Annotated in this window: 18 protein-coding genes and 1 pseudogene; 13 read left to right on the forward strand and 6 right to left on the reverse strand. The window is 63.9% G+C overall.

Annotated features, from left to right (window positions below; translation table 11 throughout):
- Positions 1-102 precede the first annotated feature (102 nt).
- Positions 103-576 (forward strand): MarR family transcriptional regulator, encoded by a 474-nt coding sequence (locus tag FJW05_RS05035; RefSeq protein ID WP_140629717.1) that lies wholly within the window; start codon positions 103-105, stop codon positions 574-576.
- 220 nt (positions 577-796) lie between these two features.
- Here the strand turns inward: FJW05_RS05035 and FJW05_RS05040 are convergent, their stop codons facing one another.
- Positions 797-1,657, reverse strand: a complete 861-nt coding sequence (locus tag FJW05_RS05040; RefSeq protein ID WP_140628724.1) for an AraC family transcriptional regulator — start codon at positions 1,655-1,657, stop codon at positions 797-799.
- Between the two features lie 44 nt (positions 1,658-1,701).
- Here FJW05_RS05040 and FJW05_RS05045 point away from each other — a divergent pair, with 44 nt between their 5' ends.
- From FJW05_RS05045 to FJW05_RS05065, 5 genes are all read left to right on the forward strand, one after another.
- A complete protein-coding gene (locus FJW05_RS05045; RefSeq protein ID WP_140628727.1) occupies positions 1,702-2,109 on the forward strand; it encodes a DUF2000 family protein in 408 nt (135 codons plus the stop codon).
- Between the two features lie 492 nt (positions 2,110-2,601).
- Positions 2,602-3,486 carry a DMT family transporter gene (locus FJW05_RS05050; RefSeq protein WP_181164869.1) on the forward strand — a complete coding sequence of 295 codons (885 nt, stop codon included), beginning with the start codon at positions 2,602-2,604 and terminating at the stop codon, positions 3,484-3,486.
- A gap of 66 nt (positions 3,487-3,552) precedes the next feature.
- Positions 3,553-4,575 (forward strand): LacI family DNA-binding transcriptional regulator, encoded by a 1,023-nt coding sequence (locus FJW05_RS05055; protein ID WP_095769389.1) that lies wholly within the window; start codon positions 3,553-3,555, stop codon positions 4,573-4,575.
- Positions 4,572-5,555 (forward strand): 2-hydroxyacid dehydrogenase, encoded by a 984-nt coding sequence (locus tag FJW05_RS05060; protein WP_140628733.1) that lies wholly within the window; start codon positions 4,572-4,574, stop codon positions 5,553-5,555. Before FJW05_RS05055 ends, FJW05_RS05060 begins: the two co-directional genes overlap by 4 nt.
- Before the next feature lie 191 nt (positions 5,556-5,746).
- A complete protein-coding gene (locus FJW05_RS05065) occupies positions 5,747-6,133 on the forward strand; it encodes a hypothetical protein (RefSeq protein ID WP_140628736.1) in 387 nt (128 codons plus the stop codon).
- Between the two features lie 18 nt (positions 6,134-6,151).
- Here FJW05_RS05065 and FJW05_RS05070 read toward each other — a convergent pair whose 3' ends face one another.
- Entirely contained in the window at positions 6,152-6,925 is a 774-nt protein-coding gene (locus FJW05_RS05070) for a gamma-glutamyl-gamma-aminobutyrate hydrolase family protein (protein ID WP_140628739.1), read from the reverse strand.
- 267 nt (positions 6,926-7,192) lie between these two features.
- Here FJW05_RS05070 and FJW05_RS05075 point away from each other — a divergent pair, with 267 nt between their 5' ends.
- Together FJW05_RS05075 and FJW05_RS05080 are read left to right on the forward strand one after the other, a co-directional pair.
- The gene (locus FJW05_RS05075; RefSeq protein WP_095769385.1) at positions 7,193-8,302 is read left to right on the forward strand and encodes a TRAP transporter substrate-binding protein; all 1,110 of its coding nucleotides are present in this window, start codon (positions 7,193-7,195) and stop codon (positions 8,300-8,302) included.
- 109 nt (positions 8,303-8,411) lie between these two features.
- A complete protein-coding gene (locus tag FJW05_RS05080) occupies positions 8,412-8,666 on the forward strand; it encodes a hypothetical protein (RefSeq protein ID WP_140545860.1) in 255 nt (84 codons plus the stop codon).
- 17 nt (positions 8,667-8,683) lie between these two features.
- On the opposite strand, the pseudogene FJW05_RS05085 reads toward FJW05_RS05080, so the two are convergent.
- From FJW05_RS05085 to FJW05_RS05100, 4 genes and pseudogenes are all read right to left on the reverse strand, one after another.
- Positions 8,684-9,711, reverse strand: a pseudogene (locus FJW05_RS05085) (zinc-dependent alcohol dehydrogenase family protein).
- A gap of 13 nt (positions 9,712-9,724) precedes the next feature.
- On the reverse strand, positions 9,725-11,455 hold the full coding sequence (locus FJW05_RS05090) for a TRAP transporter large permease subunit (protein WP_140629719.1): 1,731 nt from the start codon (positions 11,453-11,455) through the stop codon (positions 9,725-9,727).
- A complete protein-coding gene (locus FJW05_RS05095; RefSeq protein WP_140628742.1) occupies positions 11,455-12,060 on the reverse strand; it encodes a TRAP transporter small permease subunit in 606 nt (201 codons plus the stop codon). Before FJW05_RS05095 ends, FJW05_RS05090 begins: the two co-directional genes overlap by 1 nt.
- Positions 12,061-12,246: 186 nt before the next feature.
- The gene (locus FJW05_RS05100) at positions 12,247-13,152 is read right to left on the reverse strand and encodes a branched-chain amino acid ABC transporter permease (RefSeq protein WP_140628745.1); all 906 of its coding nucleotides are present in this window, start codon (positions 13,150-13,152) and stop codon (positions 12,247-12,249) included.
- 93 nt (positions 13,153-13,245) lie between these two features.
- Here FJW05_RS05100 and FJW05_RS05105 point away from each other — a divergent pair, with 93 nt between their 5' ends.
- The 5 genes from FJW05_RS05105 (at position 13,246) to FJW05_RS05125 (ending at position 21,720) form a co-directional block, all read left to right on the forward strand.
- The gene (locus FJW05_RS05105; protein WP_140545865.1) at positions 13,246-13,854 is read left to right on the forward strand and encodes a CGNR zinc finger domain-containing protein; all 609 of its coding nucleotides are present in this window, start codon (positions 13,246-13,248) and stop codon (positions 13,852-13,854) included.
- Positions 13,847-14,377 (forward strand): hypothetical protein, encoded by a 531-nt coding sequence (locus FJW05_RS05110; protein ID WP_140545866.1) that lies wholly within the window; start codon positions 13,847-13,849, stop codon positions 14,375-14,377. The genes FJW05_RS05105 and FJW05_RS05110 overlap by 8 nt, the downstream gene beginning before the upstream one ends.
- 207 nt (positions 14,378-14,584) lie before the next feature.
- On the forward strand, positions 14,585-18,058 hold the full coding sequence (locus FJW05_RS05115) for an indolepyruvate ferredoxin oxidoreductase family protein (protein WP_140628748.1): 3,474 nt from the start codon (positions 14,585-14,587) through the stop codon (positions 18,056-18,058).
- Positions 18,059-18,207: 149 nt separating this feature from the next.
- On the forward strand, positions 18,208-20,523 hold the full coding sequence (locus tag FJW05_RS05120; protein ID WP_140545868.1) for an EAL domain-containing protein: 2,316 nt from the start codon (positions 18,208-18,210) through the stop codon (positions 20,521-20,523).
- Between the two features lie 249 nt (positions 20,524-20,772).
- Entirely contained in the window at positions 20,773-21,720 is a 948-nt protein-coding gene (locus FJW05_RS05125) for a hypothetical protein (protein WP_246673218.1), read from the forward strand.
- Positions 21,721-21,813: the final 93 nt, after the last annotated feature.

Consider the following 21,813-nt stretch of genomic DNA (forward strand, 5'->3'; position numbering starts at 1 on the left):
CGGCAAAGCGTTCTGCAAGCCGGACTCTTTAAATCGTCATTTGCCAGCCGTCGGACAGCCTATATGCTTGTCCGCGCCGGTTCGGCCGAAGAGGGAACGACCATGGCCAAGGCGGACAAGACAGCGACAATGAGCCGGCTCCATTCGGCGGCAAGGCTGGCGCGCACAGCGCTCGCCGCGCGGCTTCTGGCGCACGGCTTCTATGCCGGCCAGGACCAGATCATGCTGGCGCTCGACCGCGAGGACGGCCAGACCCCCGGCAATCTTGCCGGCCGGCTCGGCGTGCGCCCGCCGACCATCACCAAGACCATCAACCGTCTGCAGGCGCAGGGTTTCCTGGAAAAGCGCGCCTCCAACGCCGATGCCCGCCAGGCCCATATCTTCCTCACCGAATCCGGCCGCGAAACCATCCGCGCCATCGAGAAGTCGGTCAAGAAGACCGAGAAGCAGGCGCTGAAGGGCCTCGACAAGAAGGACCAGAAGGCGCTGTTCAAGTTGCTGGCCCGCATCGAGGCGAATCTGTCGAACGAAGATCTGGTGGTGATGGATGACGACGCGGAGTTGGATGAAGCGTGACGCGTGAGCGTCATCGCTCAACCGCGAGACGTTCCCATTAACGAGCGACGCGAAGCGTCGTCTCGAGCTAAGCGCGACGCGTAGCGTCGTCGCTCCACGCACCGGCTTAGCATTGCAAGCGCGACGCGTAAGCGTCGTCGCTTCACGCAAGCATCGGCGGCTTAGCGGAAAGGCGACGACGCTGCGCATCGCGCCCGGGCGACGACGCTGCGCGTCGCGCTTACGCGTCGCGCACCAGCGCCGCCCAGCGCCCCGGCGTCATGCCGAACGCCTTCTTGAAATGGCGGTTGAAATGGCTCTGGTCGCTGAAGCCGGCGCCGGCGGCGATTTCCGCCAGCGACTCGCCCTCGGCGATCATGCGCCGCGCCTTTTGCAGCCGGCGCATCAACAGGAAGCGATGCGGGCTGGTCGAATAGGTCGCGCGAAAATGGCGCGACAGCGCGTAGCGGTCGAGGCCGGTGACGGCTTCCAGCTCATCGGAGCGCACCGCCCGATCGGCATTCTCCTCGAGATAGTCGCGGGCAAGCGCGGCGGCGCGCCATGCGGTCTTGCCGGTTGACTTTGCCGGCTGCCCGGCGTGGCGTTTCAGCTGTTGCGCCAGCTGCGCGACGAAATCCGCCACGAACAGGTCGCCGAGTGCCTCGTCCAGCGGTGCCAGTGCCGACAACAACGTGTCGCGCAAGCATGGATCGTCGACTACGGCGTCGGGAACGAATGGCAGCGGCTCGCCATCGAGGCAGTCGAGCAGCAGGGACGGCTCCATATACAGGATCCTGTAGCGCAGGCCGTCTTGCGTGCCGGCGCCGCCATCGTGCAATTCGTCCGGATGCAGCACGATCGCCTGGCCGGGCAGGCTGTGTTGCAGCGCGCCGCGATAATGGAAGCGCTGCACGCCGTTCAACGTCACGCCGATGGCATAGGTGTCGTGCCGGTGCAGCTCGAAGGCGTTGCCATGGAAGCGCGCCTCGATGCGTTCGAGACCCGAGCCGCCCGGAGCCGAAACGATGCGATCGCCGTTGGCCGCATCCGCGCACGAACGTTCAAGACCTTCCTTCGCGTCTTCGCTTAGAGCCTGCGCCATCGCCTGTCCCGCCCGTCACGGGCCGTCTCGGAGTCTCAATCTTGGTGTTCGATACGAAAATTGCAATTGTTCTCAGAGAGGACCTGCCGGCGTGGCAGAAGCTCAACGTCACTGCGTTCCTGACGAGCGGCATCGTCGCGCAGTTCCCCGAAATCATCGGCGAGGCTTACCGTGATCGTGCCGGCAACCTCTACAATCCGATGTCGGCCCAGCCGGTCATCGTCTTGTCGGCCGATGCGGCGACGCTGGGTACGATTCACCGCCGGGCATTGGAACGCGGCGTGACGACATCCGCCTATGTCGAGGAGATGTTTTCGACCGGGCACGACGTCGCCAACCGCGCCGTCTTCGCTGAATTCGCCCCGGACGACGCCAAGGTCGTCGGGATCGCCATGCGCGGCGAGAAAAAGCTCGTCGACAAGATCACCAAGGGCGCCCGCATGCATGGCTGAATGGGTGGCAAGCGCCTTCGCCCCGAAGGACCAATTGCGGACGTTTGGGGTTGGCCTGAACGCCCACACGTCGTCATTCTATGGCGGAGCAAGGAGCGAAGCGACGCGCGCAGACCATAGAATCCGTTACCTGTAAGCGTTGCTGCGGTGCAGAATTCTGCTCCGCTGCACTCCACGTCGAAGGCCAAGGAATGGATCCTCGGGTCTGCGCTCCGCTTCGCGTCGCTCCGCCCGTGGATGACGACGTCGCGGAGGCGTCGGCAATCGCTCGACGATCGGCCTGAACGCTATCAGGACGAGGGGCGTTCAAGCCAATCGCCGACGGCGATGCGCCCTAAGCCTGTCCGAAGCGCTTGTTGGGCCAGTCGCTTTTGGCTTGCTGGCAAGGGCCGATTGCCGCAGAAGGGTAGCGTCTATCTTCCTTTCGGCCCGACCTTGAGCATTCCCAAAAACAACGACGACAGCGCAACGCCGCCCGCGGCGATGCTTCTGATGCTGTGCGTCTATGTCTGCTTCACCTTTCTCGATACCTCCAGCAAATATCTGGTGCTGGCCGGCGTCTCGGCGCTGATCGTCGCCTGGGCCCGCTTCACCGTGCATGTCCTGCTGGTCGGCATCTTCCTGCGCGGCTGGCGCGAGCCGGTTCGCTTCCGCGCCAACAACCTGCCGGCGCACCTCTTGCGCGGCGTCCTTTTGTTCGGCTCGACCATGTTCAATATCCTGGCGCTGCGCACGCTGCAGTTGGCCGAGACAACGTCGATCTATTTCTTCGGCCCGATGGTCATCACAGCGCTTGCCGGCCCGCTGCTCGGCGAATGGGCCGGCTGGCGGCGCTGGCTGGCGATTCTCACCGGCTTCGTCGGCGTGCTCATCATCACCAGGCCTGGCATCGGCGTGTTCGGCATCGGTCATCTCTTCGCGCTGGGCTCGATGCTGTCGAACAGTTTTTACGTCATCATGACGCGGCGCATGTCGTCGACGGAGACCTCGGAGAGCCTGATCCTCTTTTCGGCGCTGGCGCCCGCCGTGCTGCTCCTGCCGCTGCTGCCTTTCTCGCTGTCATTGCCGCAGGATAGCTGGCACTGGGTCATCCTGTTGATGCTCGGCGTCTTCGGCGCCGGCGGCCACTATTTGCTGGTCCGGGCCTATCGTCTGGCGACCACGACGCAGCTCGCGCCCTATCCCTATTCGCAGATGGTGTGGATGATCATCTCCGGCTGGCTGATCTTCCACCAGTTCCCCGACCGCTGGACGCTGCTAGGCGCCGCCATCATCGTTGCCAGCGGGCTCTACATCATCCATCGCGAGCACCGGCTTCGCGTCCGCAACTCCGCCTCGCTCGACACCGAGGCCGAGGCGCTGGCGAAAAAACTTTGATTTGCGCCGAATCCGGTGGCATAAGGCCGTTTTAAAAAATTTAAAGACCCTGGGGAGCGAAGGGCACTGGCACAGAAGATCAAGCTTTCGACGATCGCGGATGCGCTCGGCGTCTCCACGGCAACGGTGTCGCTGGCGCTGCGCGACAGCCCGCTGGTCGCCGGCACGACGCGCGAGCGCATCAAGGAGCACGCCCGCGCCATCGGCTATATCTACAACCGCCGCGCCGCCTCGCTGCGCACCTCGCGCTCCGGCATCGTCGGCGTCGTCGTGCACGACATCATGAACCCGTTCTTCGCCGAGATACTGCGCTCGATCGAAAGCGAGCTCGACCGCAGCCGCCAAACCTTCATCCTGTCAAACCACTACGACCAGCTGGAAAAGCAGCGCACCTTCATCGACACGCTGCTGCAGCTCGGCGCCGACGGCGTCATCATGTCGCCGGCCATCGGCACGCCGGCCGAGGACATCATCATGGCCGAGGAAAACGGCCTGCCGGCAGTGCTGATCGCGCGCACCGTTGCCGGCGCCGATGTGCCGGTGTTCCGCGGCGACGATGCCTATGGCACGGCGCTCGCCACCAATCATCTGATCTCGCTCGGCCACAAGCGCATCGCCATGGTCGGCGGCACCGACCAGACCTCGACCGGCCGCGACCGCTACCAGGGCTATCTCAACGCGATGGAGGCGGCCGGCCTGGAGGTGAAGCCGTCCTGGCGCATTCCCGGGCCGCGCACCAAGCAGGCGGGTTTCGAGGCCTCGGGACAATTTCTGGCGCTGAAGGACAGGCCCACCGCTGCCTGCTGCTGGAACGATCTGGTCGCGATCGGGTTGATGAACGGCATCGCGCGCGCCGGCCTCGTGCCGGGCGTCGACATCTCGGTCACCGGCTATGACGATCTCGAGGAGGCGGCAATCGCGACACCGGCCCTGACCACGGTCTGGAACGGCCAGCGCGAGGTCGGCCGCCGCGCCGCCAGCGCCCTGCTCGACAAATTGAACGGACAGGCAGTGCGGCCCTCGCAGGAGCTGATCAAGCCGGAACTGCATGTGCGGCAGTCGACCGGCAAGCCGGTGGAGCGTGCATGAGCAAGGCCGAAGGAAAATTGCCGGTCGCCATCCTTGTGCCGGGCGATTTCAACGGCCATGCCCTCGGCCGCATCGACGAGGCGTTCAAGTGTGTGCGGATCGAACGCGCCGATCCCTCTTTGGTTACGGACGAGATCCGCGCCACGGTGCGCGGCATCGCCTCCTATGCAGGCATCGAGGCGGCGATGATCGATGCGCTGCCCAATCTTGAGATCATCGCCAGCTTCGGCGTCGGCTATGATTCTGTCGACGCCGCTCACGCGGCCAAGCGCGGCGTCATGGTCACCAACACGCCCGATGTCTTGACCGAGGAGGTCGCCGACACCGCCATCGGCCTTCTGATCAACACCGTGCGCGAGCTCTACGCCGCCGAGAAATGGCTGCGCGACGGCGACTGGGTGACGAAGGGCAATTATCGCCTGAGCCGGCTTACATTGTGCGGCCGCCGCGTCGGTATCTTCGGCATGGGCCGCATCGGCCGGGCGGTCGCCCGTCGCCTTGAAGCCTTTGGCCTGCCGATCGCCTATCACAACCGCCGCAAGGTCGAAGGCCTGGCTTACGAATATCATGCCACTTTGAAGGGGCTTGCCGAAGCCGTCGACACGCTGATCTGCATTGCCCCGGGCGGCGCCTCCACCGAGAAAGCGGTCAATGCCGAGGTCTTGTCGGCGCTGGGTTCGAACGGCGTCTTCGTCAATATCGGCCGCGGCTCGACGGTGGATGAGGCAGCGCTCACCACCGCCCTCGAAAGCGGCGCCATCGCTGCCGCTGGGCTCGACGTCTTTGCCGACGAGCCGAACGTGCCGCAGTCCCTGCTCGACGCTCCCAACGCCTCGCTTCTGCCGCATGTCGGCTCGGCGTCGGTTCACACCCGCCGCGCCATGGCCGATCTGTGCGTCGACAATCTCGTCGCCTGGTTCACCGAGCGCCGGCCGCTGACGCCGGTGCCGGAGACGCTCAACGTCAAGGCGCGCGCCTGAGGCGTTTCACCGTTTCAGGGAAACGGCGAATTCACGGAAACGGCAAACCGCCTGCCTCTTTGCTTTGGTGCAATTCCGGACGGAAAGCCGTCGTGGAAATTGCTCCAATCCGCACGCGTCGCCACATTTATTAACGCCCACTTAACCCTTTGGAATCATTCTGCATACTTGGTTATGTGCGGAGAGGCAGGGTGAAGCTATTCGCTGGCTTGGTAGCATCGGTAGCGTTGTTCGGGGGCGTTCAGTTCCTGCATGGCGGCAACGGCCAGAGCGAGGTCACCGAAGTCATCCCGACAAACGCTTACCGGCTGACCGCCAATGGCGATGAAGCGGCCTGCGCCATCCACCGCGGCGCCGAAGTCTCGGAGGGCCTGTCGTTGCTTTCCGTCGCCCCGAGCTGCCGCAAGCTGATGCCTGGCATCGAGCACGCGAAATTCTGGCGCGAGCAGGCGGATGGCTCGGTCGCTTTCAGTGAGGACGGCGTCGATCCGATCGTCACCTTCGGCGTTGCCGATGGCGACGGCTACGAATCCTACGCGCCGGCCGCGCCGCTTCTGGCGCTGAGCACGAGCGAATAGCCGCGGAACTGTCCAGGCTTATTCTGCCGCGGCGCGGGCACCTGTTTTCGCGGCCGCATGCAGGCGCACCGCATCGCCGAACGCGCGAAAAATCTTGGCGGAATTGCTGTCCGACTTCACCCAGTATTCGGGGTGCCATTGCACGCCGACGGCGAAGGCGCGGGCATCCTTGACCGAGACCGCTTCGATCGTGCCGTCGGCGGCCAAGGCCTCGACCTGGAGTCTGGAGCCAAGCCGGTCGATTCCCTGGCGATGCAGCGAATTCACCTTGATTTCGCCGGCGCCGAACACGCCGGCAAGGCAGCTTCCGGGCTTGATCGAGATCGTCTGGTGGATACCGAAGCGCTCGTCCTGATTGTCGCTCACCGGCGCGCGGTGGTCGAGCGAGCCATCGCGCTCCTGGATCTCGGTGCCCAGCGTGCCGCCGAGCGCAACGTTCAGCTCCTGGATGCCGCGGCAGATGGCAAGCAACGGCACGCCGCGCTCGATCGCCTTGCGGATCAGCGGCAGCGTGGTTGCGTCGCGCGCCGGATCGTAGGGGCCGTTGGCCTCGCTGGGATCGCCGCCATAGAGCGAGGGATGCACGTTGGACTTCGAGCCCGTCACCATGACGCCGTCGACCGACGACAGCAATTCGTCGAGATCGAGCCGGTCGCCGAAGGACGGCACCAGCAGCGGAAACACGCCGGCGCCTGCTACCGCCGCTTCCAGATACTGCTGAGGTGCCGCGTGCCAGGTGTAGTTGTCGAACTGGCGGACGTCGGATGACACTGCGACGAGCGGCTGCTGCATTTTGGGTTTGGCTTCCTTCGAGAGCTAAGGAGTTAATCTGCCTACAAAATAGGCGATCTGAAGGCAGTTTGCCATGGTAAGTTTCGCTGCCTTGCATGGGCCAGCGGCAGGCTCGTTAGACTATAGTTGCACGCGGCGCCGGAATGGCGGCAACCCTTGCCCGCAACGCTGGACTCGACTCTTTGCCTGTGTATGTTTCTTCCCCAACCGATGCGGGCAACGAGGATGCCCTGACGTCGGTCAGCTGATCCCAAGGGAGGAAACTTAATGGATCGTCGTTCTTTCATTCGTAAGGCCGGTGCGTCCGGTGTCGGTGCTGCAGCTGCGGCCGCAGCGCTTGCCACGCCGGCAATAGCCCAGTCCAATCCGAAAGTGACGTGGAGACTGGCATCGTCCTTCCCGAAATCGCTCGACACGATCTATGGCGGCGCGGAAGTCTTCTCAAAAATGCTGTCGGAGGCGACCGACGGCAATTTCCAGGTCCAGGTCTTCGCCTCCGGTGAGCTCGTGCCCGGCCTGCAGGCTGCGGACGCCACCACCGCCGGCACGGTCGAGGCCTGCCATACGGTCGCATACTATTACTGGGGCAAGGACCCGACCTGGGCGCTCGGTGCCGCAGTGCCCTTCTCGCTCAACGCGCGCGGTATGAATGCCTGGCACTATCATGGCGGCGGCATCGACCTGTTCAACGAGTTCCTCGCCACGCAAGGGCTGTTCGGCCTGCCGGGCGGCAATACCGGCGTTCAGATGGGCGGCTGGTTCCGCAAGCAGATCAACACGGTGGCCGATCTCTCGGGCCTCAAGATGCGCATCGGCGGCTTTGCCGGCAAAGTTGTGCAGAAGCTCGGCGTCGTGCCGCAGCAGATCGCCGGCGGCGACATCTATCCGGCGCTGGAGAAGGGCACCATCGACGCGGCCGAATGGGTCGGCCCCTATGACGACGAGAAGCTCGGCTTCTATAAGGTCGCGCCCTACTACTACTATCCCGGCTGGTGGGAAGGCGGCCCGACCGTGCATCTGATGTTCAACAAGGCCAAATACGAAGAGCTTTCGCCGGCCTACAAGTCGCTGGTGCATACCGCCGCGCAAGCGGCGGATGCCAACATGCTGCAGAAGTACGACTATCTCAATCCGGCGGCGGTGAAGCGGCTGGTGTCGAACGGTGCCAAGCTGGCGCCGTTCAGCCAGGAGATCATGGCCGCCTGCTTCGAGAAGGCAAATGAAGTATACGCCGAGATGGAATCCAACAACGCGCCGTTCAAGAAGATCTGGGAATCGATCAAGGCGTTCCGCAAGGAGCACTATCTCTGGGCCCAGGTCGCCGAATACAACTACGACACCTTCATGATGGTGCAGCAGCGCAACGGCAAGCTGTAGGCGGTCCTGGCGCACCTTACTCAAGAACCTCGGTCTATCGACCGAGGTTCTTCCCATCTCAAGCTGTTTGGAGCACTAGGACAACACCGGCTGGCAAGCGTGGGACGTTATGGCGATAAGCTGCTACATCAAGATCATCGGCGACGACCCGAGAGTCGGAGCTGGCGTGCTGCCTGTTTTTACCTTTGGTGAAGTACCGAGAGAGGGTGAATTTGTTGGTTTTTCACGTGACGGCAAGCGCGACGACCGGGGCGCGCTGAGTCAGGATTTGTACCGCGTAAAGCGCGTGATCCATACTGCTGCCACCGAGCTCAACTCGGCGATGATTATTCTCGACGTTGTCTTCGAGCAGCCCGTCGACTAAAGCACCGCAATCCGCGCTTAACCGCGGCCCGGCACCACCAGCACCTTGACCTCGCCCGGCGCCGGAGGGCCGGCGATCACCTGCGGCGCTTCCTGCAGGCTGACCTGCCTCGTGATCAGCCGGTCGACCTCGATCGCGCCGGAGGCGATCAGCTGAGCCGCCCGGCCATGCGTGAACGGGTTGAGGAAGGAGCCGAGCACCTTCAGTTCGCGAAACAAGAGATCGAACGGCTCGATTTCCACCTTCATGCCTTGCGGCGCGACGCCGACGATCACCACCGTGCCGCCCGCCTTTGCCATGCTCATCGACTGCTCCACCGTGTCGCGGACGCCGGCGCATTCCAGCACCACGTCGACGCCGCCGGGCGCCAGGCCGTTCGGCCCGGCGACGGCCGCGATCGGGTCGCCGGCGCTTGGGTCGATCGTCGCGGTCGCGCCGAGTTCCTCGGCGAGCGCGCGACGCGAAGCCTGCCGGGTCGACAGAATGATAGTCGCCGCGCCCGCGAGCTTGGCCAGCTGCACGACGAGCAGGCCGATGACGCCGCCGCCCAGCACCACGACGGAAGCCCCCGGCCGGATCGCGCCCAGGTCGACGCCGTGCAGGCAGCAGGCGAGCGGCTCGCAGAAGGCGCCATGCGTCGGCTTGAGGTTTGCGGGCAGCCGGAAGGCTTGGCTTTGCGGCATCAGCACATAGTCGGCGAAGCCGCCGTCGCGGTGGATGCCGATGGCGCGCAGATTGCTGCAGAGATTGACGCGGCCGGCATGGCAATGGGCGCAGCGCCCGCAGGCAATGTTCGGATCGCCGGTGACGCGGTCGCCGATGGCAATGCCGGACACCGCCTCGCCGACAGCTTCGACGATGCCGGAGAATTCATGGCCGAGCGTCACCGGCGGCGTGCAGGGAAACTCGCCATGGAAGAGGTGCGGTCGGTGCCGCAGACGCCGCAGGCCTCGATGCGCACCAGAACGTCCTCAGGCCCGGCAACGGGTTTTGCGACCTCGCGCAACCCGATCTTACCTGCCGCTTCCAGCCGCACGGCTCTCATGACGCGGTTCACCTCAGTTGAATTTGGGTGGTTGCGAAAGGTCGGGCGTGCCGGGTGCCGCCGGAGCGCCACCATTGGCCGGCGCAGCTCCATTGTTGTTCGCCGGGGGCGTGCCGAGCGGCGACAGCGAAGGCATGTCGGGCAGCCTGAGGTCCATGGTGCTGGGCTCCACCGCGGCGCCCTTGTAGCGCATGACCATCTGCGGGAAGGCGATGGTCAGCGCGATCATGATCACCTGGATCAGGACGAACGGCACAGCGCCCCAATAGATCTGCCCGGTGCTGATCGGCGCAATCTGCTTGCCGGTGATCCTGTCGAGGTAGGGCACTCGGGCCGCGACCGAGCGCAGGTAGAACAGCGCGAAGCCGAAGGGCGGATGCATGAAGCTGGTCTGCATGTTGACGCCGAGCAGCACGCCGAACCAGATCAGGTCGATGCCGAGCTTGTCGGCGGCCGGCGCCAGCAGCGGCACGATGATGAAGGCGAGCTCGAAAAAATCGAGGAAGAAGGCAAGCACGAAGACCAGGATGTTGACGCCGATCAGGAAGCCGGTCTCGCCGCCGGGCAGCGAGGTCAGCAAGTGCTCGACCCAGATATGGCCGTTGACGCCATAGAAGGTCAGCGAAAAGACGCGCGCGCCGATCAGGATGAACAGCACGAAGGCGGAAAGCCGGGTCGTCGAGGCCAGCGCCTGGTTGATGACGTCCATCGTCAGGCGGCCCTTCATTGCCGCCATGATGAGCGCGCCGACGGCGCCCATGGCGCCGCCTTCGGTCGGCGTGGCGATGCCGAGGAAGATCGTGCCCAGCACCAGGAAGATCAGCGCCAGCGGCGGGATCAGCACGATCACCACCTGCTGCGCCAGCTTCGACATCATGTTGATACGGAGCCGCTGATCGAGGATGGCGACGACATAGATGACGATGACGCCGACGGCGAAGCCGAGGATGTCGGCATTGTCGCCGTGGGTCGGCGCAAGGTAGCGATAGGCCGCGTAGGAAATCGCGCCCGTCACCACAAGTGCCGCCAGCAGAGATATCACGCCGTGGCCGAGCGTACGCGCCTCGAGCGGCAGTGCCGGCATCGAGTTCGGCCGGACGATCGACATGATCAGGATGTAGAGCATGTAGATGCCGGTGAGCACGAGGCCGGGGATCAACGCGCCGGCATACATGTCGCCGACCGAGCGTCCCAGCTGGTCGGCCAGCACGATCAGCACCAGCGACGGCGGGATGATCTGCGCCAGCGTGCCGGAGGCGGCGATAACGCCCGAGGCCACGCGCCGGTCGTAGCCGTAGCGCAACATGATCGGCAGCGAGATCAGGCCCATGGCGATGACCGAAGCGGCCACCACGCCGGTCGTTGCGGCAAGCAGCGCGCCGACGAAGATCACCGCATAGGCAAGGCCGCCGCGGATCGGCCCGAACAGCTGTCCGATCGTGTCGAGCAGGTCCTCGGCCATGCCGGAGCGCTCCAGCACGATACCCATGAAGGTGAAGAACGGTATCGCCAACAGCGTGTCGTTGGACATCACCCTGGTGCCGTAGAAATTGTCGGGAAGCGCATGCAGCAGCGGCCAGGCAAGGTTGATCGACCCGCCGGAATAGGGCGACAGCACGACACCGATGAAGAAGAACATCAGCCCGTTGGCGGCGAGTGAGAAGGCTACGGGGTAGCCGATCAACAGGAAGAGGACCAGCGAGGCGAACATGATCGGCGCCATGTTCTGCGCGATGAATTCGATCACGAGCGCACCTCGCCCGCGAGCGCCTTGGCTTCCTCGGCCAGCGCCTTGGCCTCGAGCTCGGCCTGCTCATGGGCCGAGATGAAAGGAGTGGGATCGTCCATGTCGCCGCGCATGATGGCGATCTTCTTGATGATTTCGGAAACCCCTTGCAGCGCGAGCAGGAAGAAGCCGACCAGCAGGATGGCCTTGGCCGGCCACACGATCAGGCCGCCGGCATTGGTCGACATCTCGCCGCTGCGGAAGGAAAGCGACACGTAAGGCACGAAATAGATCACCATCAGCACCACGAACGGCATCAGGAAAAAGAGATGGCCGAAAAGGTCGATCCAGTGCTGCACGCGGCGCGGGAACATGCCGTAGACGATGTCGATGCGGATATGGTCGTTCTGTTTCAGCGTGTAGGCGGCGGCCAGCATGAATGCGGCGCCGAACAGGTACCACTGCAACTCCAGCCAGGCGTTGGAGGAGATGTCGAACACCTTGCGGATGACGGCATTGCCGGCGCTCACCAGGATCGCGAGCAGGATCAGCCACGAGACCCAGCGGCCGATGAACTCGTTGATGCGGTCGATCGTCCTGGATAGAGCGAGCAGCCCTGCCATGCACAGTCCTCCCTGGTACCGACAGCGCGCCCGATTCCCCCTCCGGTGTCGCGCCGCTTGGCCTAACGATATGCAGTGCGTGGTCCGGCAGGTCAACATGACAAAGCGACGGCAAACAGATCGGGAGCCGCGCAGAGGCGGAATGGCGCCGCATGACGCCACGTCATGCAACCAAAGTCTGGGAGCTCAGGCGATCTTGGCCTGGTCGCGCCCGGCGCCGATCAGCACCAGCATCGCGACGAGGAAGAGATAGATCCAGGCGTCGCGCCATTCGAGCGGGAAATAGCCGGCCCAAAGCGATTCCGCCATGCCGAAGGCCGCGGCGCCAAGCGCCGCCTTGAGCGGCGACAGATAGCCGCCGACCGCCGTCACGAACAGGATCTTGAGGCCGTAGACCAGCCCGGTGCCGAAGCTGACATTGCCGTAATAGAGACCGGCAAGCACGCCGGCCAGGGCGGCGCAAAAGCCGCTGAACAGCACGGCGCGGCGGAACACGGCGGTGACGTCGATGCCGCACATTGCCGCCGCTTTCGGGTCGTCGGAGACGGCGCGCCAGGCGCGGCCGAAATGCGAATGCGAGAATAGCCAGGCCGCCAGCGCCACCACCGCGATGATACTAGCGCAATCGAGCAGCTGGATGACGGTGAGCGTCACCTTGAAGCCGTCACCCTGGGCAAAGATGACGGGGTTGGCGAGCATCGGCGGCAGCCACAGGTCATGCGTGTCGGCGGCGATGCGGCTCGCTTCCGACAGGAAGATGAGAATGCCGAGCGTCGTCACCACGATGGCATTGGGCGAGCGGTCGGCGAGCCTCTCGAAAACGCTGCGCGACAGGACATGGCTGATCAGCGCGGCATAAAGCACGGCGGCGGCGACGCCGAGCATTACCGCGGCGGCCAGCGTCAGCCACAGCGCCTGATAGCCGAAGGCGGCGGTCAGGATCATCGTCTGGCCGCAGAAGGCGAACAGCGCGCCGTAAGCCAGGTTGGTACGATGCAGGATGCCGTTGGTCAGCACATAGCCGAAGGCAAGCAGCGCATAGAGCGCGCCCGAATGCAGCCCGTTCAGCACCTGCTGGAAGAAATAGAGCATGCGATATCCTACAGGTCGTATGACGCGACCCCGCCGGACCGTTGCACTCGGAATCTAACTTGTCAAATGCGTTTTATCGGTTAGATTTTTGTCATGACGGTTTCCTGGACCCCGCACCGCTTCACCGGCGGCATCCTTGCGCTCGACACGGCGAACACCGTCGTGCTGCGCAACGATCCGCAAAAGTCCTTTGACCGTTTTGACGACCCGGCCGAGATCGCCCGCTTCGCCGAGGCGGCGAGCGGCTTTCGGGCGGCCGAGCTCGGCGGCCGGAGGCTGCAGGCGCCGGAGCCGGGCGAGATAAAGCCGGCCGTCGTCTCGATTCGTGAAGCGACCGACCGCCTGTTTCGCCATGCCGTATCGAACGGCGCGATCGCGACCAGCCATTTGCCGGATTTCCTCACGGCCTGCGCCGGCGGGCTGTCCGGCAGCGCGACCGAGATCGGGGTGCCGGGCCAGCCTTTCGGCGATCCGCAAACGCCGATTGCCTTCGAGGCGGCTTTGGCCGTCTCGGCGCTGTCGCTGCTGCGCGACGAAACGGTGGCGAGGCTGAGGATCTGTCCCAATTGCAGTTGGCTGTTCGTCGACCGCAGCCGCAACGCCAGCCGCCTCTGGTGCGACATGGCGGTTTGCGGCAACCGCCAGAAGGCAAACCGCTATTACCGCCGCCGTACAGGGGCGAGGGAGGTCAGCAATGCTTAGGAAATTGTCGCGTTCGGCTCTGGTCGGCGCCGCCTTGATCGCTGCATTCGCCCTTGGCGCCTGCCGCGACACCGGCAAGGAGCAACTCTTCGCCATCTCCGGCAAGCTGTTCGAGTTCAATTACCGGCTGGCCATCGCCACCTATGTCATCACCCTGAAGCCGCTGCGCCCGATGGTCGACGGCCAGGTCGCGGTGGTGAGCTTCCAGAACCCGGCCGGCGGCGAGCCGCTCGTCGTCAACCAGAAGATCTGGCCGAAGCTGCCCCATATCACGCTCACCAGTCCGCCGCTCTCCTGCGTGGTCAAGGACAAGCCTTACAAAGTCTCGATCCGCATCCAGGATGCGAGCGGCACATTGCTGCAAAGCATCGACACCACCATGACCTCGTCAGAGGATCAGACCATGCTGCCGGACCGGCCGCTGGTGATCGGGCCGAAATACGAGCTCAACCCGGACCTTGCCGGCCATCCCGACGGCAGGCTGCCTGACGAGCAGAAGCCGGATTGCTCGAAAGCGACCTGAAACGCCCAGCGCTCACGAAATTTTTGTTCTTCGCGAGGCGGTTAGCGCGGTCTTGCATGCGCCGTCGGCCACTCGCCAGACCGTTTGTTGCGTGTTATCTGGCTGCTGCGATTTTGTTTGACCTCTCCGCCAAGGGAAGAAAGACTGCGGCGTCCCACTCCGACGTTGGCTGCCTGATTTGCGCCGCCTCCGCAGAGGAAATACCTGATGACGCTGCACGACGTCGCGCTCGACGACAAGTTCGACCTTGGCAAGGAGCGCGTCTTCCTGTCCGGCGCGCAGGCGGTCGTGCGCATGCTTCTGATGCAGCGCGAGCGCGACCGCCGCGCGGGCCTCAACACGGCGGGCTTCGTCTCCGGCTATCGCGGCTCGCCTTTGGGCGGCCTCGACATGCAGCTCTGGCGGGCCAAGAAGCAGCTTGCGGCTGCCGACATCGTCTTCCAGCCCGGCCTCAACGAGGAACTCGCCGCCACCGCCTGCTGGGGTTCTCAGCAGACCGAATTGCTAGGCGAGGGCACGCATGACGGCGTCTTTTCGGTCTGGTACGGCAAGGGGCCGGGCGTCGACCGTTCCGGCGACGTCTTCCGCCACGCCAATCTTGCCGGCTCGTCCAAGCATGGCGGCGTGCTTGCCCTGATGGGCGATGACCACATGGCCGAATCCTCGACCAACGCGCATGCCACCGAATTTCTGTTCGTCGACACCATGGTGCCGATCCTCAACCCGGCCGGCGTCCAGGAGATCATCGACTACGGTCTCTACGGCTTTGCCATGTCGCGCTTCGCCGGCACCTGGGCGGCGATCAAATGCGTCAAGGACAACATCGAATCGACGGCCTCGGTCGACGCCTCGATCGAGCGTCTGGGCATCGTCATTCCCGAATTCGACATGCCGCCGGGCGGCCTCAACATCCGCCACGAGATCGACATGCTCGGCCAGGAAGAGCGGCTGCACGAGTACAAGCGCGCCGCCGCTTCCGCCTTCATCCAGGCCAATAGTCTCAACCGCATCGTCTATTCCGGCGGCCGCAACCCCAAGCTCGGCGTCATCACCATCGGCAAGAGCTATCTCGATGTCAGCCAGGCGCTGGAGGATATCGGCATCGACGAACAGGCCGCCAACCGCATCGGCATCCGCCTGTTCAAGGTCGGCTGCCCGTGGCCGCTCGATTTCCAGCACATCGCCGAGTTCGCCCGCGGCCTCGACACTATCGTCGTCGTCGAGGAAAAGCGCTCTTTGATCGAGGTGCAGCTGCGCGAGAACCTCTACGGCACCGCCACGCAGCCGGTGATCGTCGGCAAGAAGGACGAGCGCGGCGACTGGCTGTTTCCGGCCAAGGGCGCGCTCGATCCGAACGAGATCGCCATCGCGCTCGGCGAACGAATTCTGCGCACCATCGGTCCGTCGGAAGAGATCGCAGCGCGGCTGGCGAAGCTGCGCCAGTTCCAGGCGATGCTCGCCGACACCGTCGATATCGGCTCGCGCACGCCTTTCTTCTGCTCCGGCTGCCCGCACAATTCCTCGACCAAGGTTCCGGACGGCTCGATCGCCGCCGCCGGCATCGGCTGTCATTTCATGGCGCTGTGGATGGACAGGAATACGGTCGGCTTCACCGCCATGGGCGGCGAGGGCGCGCAATGGGTCGGACAGGCGCCGTTCTCGAAGCGCGACCACATCTTCCAGAATCTGGGCGACGGCACCTACAACCATTCCGGCGTGCTGGCGATCCGCTTCGCGCTCTCCTCCGGCGCCAACATCACCTACAAGATACTCTACAACGACGCCGTCGCCATGACCGGAGGCCAGCCGCATGAGGGCGGCCTGACTGTCGACATGGTCGCGAGACAAGTGCGCGCCGAGGGTGTCGAGCGCATCGCCGTCGTCACCGACGAGCCCGACAAATATGCCGGCAAGGCCGATTTCCCGGCCGGCGTCAGCATCCATCACCGTGACGACCTCGATCTCGTCCAGCGCGAGTTGCGTGGGCTCAAAGGCGTTTCCGTTCTCATCTACGATCAGACCTGCGCCGCCGAGAAACGCCGGCGCCGCAAGCGCGGCACCTTCCCCGATCCGGACAAGCGCGTCTTTATCAACGAACTGGTCTGCGAAGGCTGCGGCGATTGCGGCGTGCAGTCGAACTGCGTCTCGATCCAGCCGGTCGAGACCGAATACGGCCGCAAGCGCCGGATCGACCAGTCGAGCTGCAACAAGGATTTCTCCTGCCTCAACGGCTTTTGCCCGTCCTTCGTCACCGTGCATGGCGGCAAGATCAGGAAGGCCGAAGGCATTGCCGGCAAGGCCGATCCTCTCGACGGCGTGCCCGCGCCGGCTGAATTCCACATGGACACCCAGGGCTGGGCGGCGATCATCGACGGGGTCGGCGGCACCGGCGTCGTCACCGTCGGCGCGGTGCTCGGCATGGCCGCGCATCTCGAAGGCAAGGGCTGCGGCATGATCGACATGGCCGGCCTCGCCCAGAAGGGCGGCTCGGTCTTCACCCATGTCCGCATCGCCCCGACGCCCGAGGACATCCACGCCATCCGCGTTTCGGCCGGCAAGGCCGACCTTGTGCTCGGCTGCGATCTTGTCGTCTCCGGCGCCAAGAAGGTGCTGGGCGCGGTGCGCGAGGGCCACACGATCTTCCTCGCCAACACCGCCGAGATCATGCCCGGCGAATTCACCCGGTCGGCCGACTTCTCGCTGCCGATCGAGCGGCTGAAGAAGGCGATCCGGGCGGCTGCCGGCGACGACAAGGCGCATTTCTTCGACGCCACCCGCACGGCGACGGCCTTGTTCGGCAATTCGCTGGGCGCCAACATGTTCATGCTCGGCTTCGCCTTCCAGCACGGCGGGCTGCCGCTTTCCGCCGAAGCCGTTGAAAAGGCGATAGAATTGAACGGCGAAGCGGTGCCGATGAACATCGCGGCTTTCCGCTGGGGCCGCCGCGCCGCGCATCAGCCCGATTTCGTGCGCGGCCTGGTCGGCCAGACGGGCAAGCCGGCTTCCCGACCTGCCGAGACGCTGGACGATGTCATCGCCCGCCGTGTCGCCTTCCTTACCGCCTATCAGAACGCCGCCTATGCCAAGCGTTACTCCGACCGCGTGGCAAAGTTGCGCGCAGCCGAGGCCAAGGCCGTGCCAGGCTCGACCGCGGTGACCGAGGCCGTCGCCAGGAACCTCTTCAAGCTGATGGCGATCAAGGACGAATATGAGGTGGCGCGGCTTTACACCGACGGCACTTTCGCCGCCGACCTCGCCAAGCAGTTCCAGAGCTACGACAAGCTCGAGTTCCATCTCGCGCCGCCGATCCTCGGGCGGCGCGGCAATGACGGCAAGCCCCGCAAATCGAGCTTCGGCCCGTGGATGATGAAAGGCTTTCGGCTGCTGGCGGCGATGAAGGGCCTGCGTGGAACCGCCTTCGACCTTTTCGGCTACACGGCCGAGCGGCGCATCGAGCGGCAGTCGCTGAGAGCATACGAGGCCGACCTCGACCTGATCGCGGGCGCGCTGGCGCCGGGCAGGGTGGAAGCTGCGACAGCTCTGGCCTCCGTGCCGGCGCTTATCCGCGGCTACGGCCATGTCCGGCAGGCCAGCGCCGACAAGGCGGCGGGCGAGCGCTCGCGCTTGGTCGAGCGTTTGAAGCAAGCCCCCGCCGAGCCTGCGCTTCGGGCGGCGGAATGATCGCGCCGGCGCGTTGACGCCGCGCCAAACCCCTGAATTTCCCAGTCTCTCCCGCGTGTCGCAACTCCGTGCAACCGTGGCCGGGCGCCGTTCTAAGCCTTTCTTAAGGCAGGTGTGTCATGACAAAGGCGTAGTGTTGGGCCAACGGCATGGGTAGAACAAAGACCGAGAACATCCCGGCGGATGTTTACATACAGTTTGTGCGGTCGTTGTTCGACAACGCCCACATGCTGGTGATCGGTGGCGTTTGCTACTGGATTCTCGGATTCATGATCTATTGGCGGACGCACAATCCGCTTTTTGTGGGCTTTTCTTTCGGCCTGCTCTCCATCAGCCTTTTCCGTTACTTCGGCATTCGCGCCTTTCTGAAGGCGGGTGGCACTATAGCGAATGTCGAAGAGGCCAAGCGGTGGGAGCGCATTTATATCCTCAAGGGCAGCCTGCAGGGCCTGGGCCTGGGTTCGCTGTGCTTCATATCGATCTACGTTTACCCCGATCCCTTTGCCGAGCTGGCCGCGACGTCGCTGACGATCGCGACCCTGGTCACGGTTGTCGGCCGCAACTACGGCTCCCCGCAGATGGTGCGGATTTTCTCCGTGACGTTCATTGGACCGGCGGCGCTCGGGCTTCTGCTGCGCATGGATTTCCCGTCGGTCCTGCTCGGCCTGATGATCATCCCGCTGACATTCATCACCATCAACAGCGCCGACCATGTCCGCAACGTGCTCTTCTCCGCCGTCATCGGCCACAAGCAGGCCAGGAATCTGACGCGCCGGTTCGATCGCGCGCTCAACACCATGTCGCATGGCCTGGTCATGCTGGGACCCGACGGGCGTGTCGTGGTGGCCAATGCCGAAGCCGCCCACCTGATGTCGCTGAAATCGGGCGATGCCTTGCTTGGACGCTCGATCCACGGTCTTTTGATGCGCGGCGTCGCCGGCGGCATGCTGGCGCCGAAAGACTGCCGCTACATCGAGGCGCAGCTGACGCGTGCCTTGCGCGAAGGCCGCGACCGCAAGGTGCTCGTTTCGCTGGCCAATGGCCAGCACTATGAATTCTCCGCTCGCGAAGGCAGCCAGGAACTGGGCGTCATCACCTTCGAGGACGTGACGGCCCGCGTCGAGGCGGAGGAAAAGATACGCTTCATGGCGCGCTACGACAATTTGACCGGGCTGCCGAACCGCGCCTATTTCCACGAGCTGGTCGGCGAGGCGATGGCCTCCGGCGACCAGGACCGGCTGTGCGGCCTCGCGGTGCTCGATCTCGACGACTTCAAGAGCGTCAACGACACGCTCGGCCATCCGGTCGGCGACGGGCTGATCTATGCCGTAGCCGAGCGCCTCGCGGCGGTCGCCGGACCGGGCATCACCGTCAGCCGCTTCGGCGGCGACGAGTTCATGATCTTCTTCGACCGTGTCGAGGACGAGAGCCATCTCAGCACCCTGCTCGACCAGATTTTCGCGGACCTGCAGGGCGAGGTGGACGTCGCCGGCCACGGGTTGCGCATCCAGACCAGCGGCGGCGCGGTGCTTTCCAGGGTCAAGGACACCGATGCGGACGCCATGATCGTCAAGGCGGACCTTGCCCTCTACAAGGCCAAGGAACTCGGCAAGAACAGCTGGCGGCTGTTCGAGGCGGCCATGGATGCGGCCTTCCGCAATCGCCAGCTGATGAAAGCCGACCTGCGCAATGCCGTGCAGGCCAGGGAATTGCGCGTCGTCTACCAGCCGATCGTGGCTGTCAGCACCATGCGCATCGCCAGCTGCGAAGCGCTCTGCCGCTGGGATCATCCCGACCTCGGCCCGATCTCACCCAGCGTCTTCATCCCGCTCGCCGAGGAGATGGGCATCGTTTCCGACATCAGCACTTTCGTGCTGGAGGCCGCGTGCGCCGAATGCGCCAAATGGCCGGCGCAGACCAGTGTGTCGGTCAATCTATCGGCCAAGGACTTCCGCAATCGCGATATCGTCCAGAAGGTCAGCGACGCCTTGGCCAAGTCGGGCCTTGCGGCGCATCGGCTCGAAATCGAGGTCACCGAGACCGCATTGCTGGACGACAAGTCGCTGACGCGCGAGTCGATCGAGGAACTGAAGGCGCTCGGCGCGCGCATCGCGCTTGACGATTTCGGCACCGGCTACTCCAGTCTGAGCTATCTCCACAAGCTGCCGCTCGACAAGATCAAGATCGATCGCTCGTTCCTGGTCGATGTGAACCAGAACCGGCAGTCGCTCGATCTTCTGAAGGGCATCGTCAGCTTGTCCCGGACGTTGGGTCTTTCGGTCACCATCGAAGGGGTCGAGACCTTCGAGCAGCTGAAGACGCTAGTTCATTTGGTCAAGCCGGACTTCGTGCAGGGCTTTCTCTTCGGCGCCGCGCTCAGCGCGTCGGGCATCGAGACGATGTCGAGCGTCACATGGCCGTTTGCCGCGGATCTGCACATCGCCGGCAAAAGGACAGCCAGCTAAGAAGCAATTCCAGGAAAAGTGCGAAGCGGTTTTCCGTCTGGAATTGCGTCAAGCAAAGAACAATTCCAGGAAAAGTGCGAGGTGGTCTTCCGTCTGGAATTGCACTGAAATGGAAAGCAATTCCAGAAGAAATGGAGACCGGTTTGCTACGCCGGAGCTGATATGCGTCTCCTGAAACGATAGCCGCTCCGGCGTAGTATAATTCTGTGATGTCTGACGCTTCCAAGCTCTGAATCCGGATTTACCTTGATGGCCGCCGTCAGGTCGGATCAGACAGCTGCTGGCTGCGGTATTTGCCTTTCGCGTGCAAGATCGATGAAGCGATCGCAGCTATTAAGGTTAACAGACGGTAAATCAGCGATCTTGCATTTTCAGCTTGTGTCTCATTTCAACTCGAATAGCTTGTTCACAGGCGGAATTCGAGGACGGACAATAATGGAAGCTGCGGCTAAGGACGCGTCGGCTGGCGCCAGCTCAAAGGCTGACTCCCTGCTCAACCGAACGATGATGCAGCTCCTGGAGCATGTCGAATATCGCCTCATCACCGGGGGCGAGGATCTGGAAGCGATCTACCGGCTGCGCTATCAGTCCTACCTCAAATCAGGCATGTGCGGTCCGATCGCCAGCGGGATGTTCGAGGATCGCTGGGATAATCTTCCCAATTCCTACCGCTTCGGCGTCTATTGTTACGGCGAATTGGTCAGCACATTGCGCTTTCACTATATTTCCAGTGAACAGCCATACTCGCCTTCGGTGGACGCCTATCCGGAAGTGTTGCTCCCGCGCCTCGCTCGGGGGGAAACCTTCATCGACGGCACCCGCTTCGCAACCGATCCCGATGCCGCGCCGGCGCCTGGCGTTCTGCCTTTCCTGACGCTCAGGATCGCCATGGTGGCCTCCAACTACTTTGGCCAGGACTCGGTTTTGACCCCGGTCAAGGTCGAGCATTCTCATTTCTATGCCCGGTTCTTCAATGCCGTGCAGAGGAGCGAAGCCAAGCAGTTCCCGGGCGTTCTCGCTCCGATCGCGCTGTTCGAAATCCCTGCCGGCGAGAATATGCGCCGCACGCTCGAACGGTTCCCGTTCTACAATTCGACGCCGATGGAGCAGCGGATGATGTTCGGCAATCCGGCCATCAACCGGCTGACGCCCCTCACCATTCTGCCGACGGCGAAATACTATCGCACTGCGGCCTGAACGCAGGCCATGAACCTTTCACCGGCTGCGCCGTTATCAACGTCGCAGCCCGGTCTGCCCAGGCGATCGCGCCTGTCATAGGAAAGGATCCCG

The organism is Mesorhizobium sp. B2-9-1 (genome assembly GCF_006439455.1).
Lineage (GTDB): Bacteria > Pseudomonadota > Alphaproteobacteria > Rhizobiales > Rhizobiaceae > Mesorhizobium.

Bases quoted from the DNA above. Each gene is read 5' to 3' on its own strand.
- FJW05_RS05080 (WP_140545860.1), top strand. From the start codon at position 8,412: ATGGCGATAAGCTGCTACATCAAGATCATCGGCGACGACCCGAGAGTC.
- FJW05_RS05095 (WP_140628742.1), bottom strand. From the start codon at position 12,060: ATGGCAGGGCTGCTCGCTCTATCCAGGACGATCGACCGCATCAACGAG.
- FJW05_RS05120 (WP_140545868.1), top strand. From the start codon at position 18,208: ATGGGTAGAACAAAGACCGAGAACATCCCGGCGGATGTTTACATACAG.
- FJW05_RS05040 (WP_140628724.1), bottom strand. From the start codon at position 1,657: ATGGCGCAGGCTCTAAGCGAAGACGCGAAGGAAGGTCTTGAACGTTCG.
- FJW05_RS05105 (WP_140545865.1), top strand. From the start codon at position 13,246: ATGACGGTTTCCTGGACCCCGCACCGCTTCACCGGCGGCATCCTTGCG.
- FJW05_RS05100 (WP_140628745.1), bottom strand. From the start codon at position 13,152: ATGCTCTATTTCTTCCAGCAGGTGCTGAACGGGCTGCATTCGGGCGCG.
- FJW05_RS05110 (WP_140545866.1), top strand. From the start codon at position 13,847: ATGCTTAGGAAATTGTCGCGTTCGGCTCTGGTCGGCGCCGCCTTGATC.
- FJW05_RS05060 (WP_140628733.1), top strand. From the start codon at position 4,572: ATGAGCAAGGCCGAAGGAAAATTGCCGGTCGCCATCCTTGTGCCGGGC.
- FJW05_RS05050 (WP_181164869.1), top strand. From the start codon at position 2,602: ATGCTGTGCGTCTATGTCTGCTTCACCTTTCTCGATACCTCCAGCAAA.
- FJW05_RS05070 (WP_140628739.1), bottom strand. From the start codon at position 6,925: ATGCAGCAGCCGCTCGTCGCAGTGTCATCCGACGTCCGCCAGTTCGAC.
- FJW05_RS05115 (WP_140628748.1), top strand. From the start codon at position 14,585: ATGACGCTGCACGACGTCGCGCTCGACGACAAGTTCGACCTTGGCAAG.
- FJW05_RS05035 (WP_140629717.1), top strand. From the start codon at position 103: ATGGCCAAGGCGGACAAGACAGCGACAATGAGCCGGCTCCATTCGGCG.
- FJW05_RS05125 (WP_246673218.1), top strand. From the start codon at position 20,773: ATGGCCGCCGTCAGGTCGGATCAGACAGCTGCTGGCTGCGGTATTTGC.
- FJW05_RS05075 (WP_095769385.1), top strand. From the start codon at position 7,193: ATGGATCGTCGTTCTTTCATTCGTAAGGCCGGTGCGTCCGGTGTCGGT.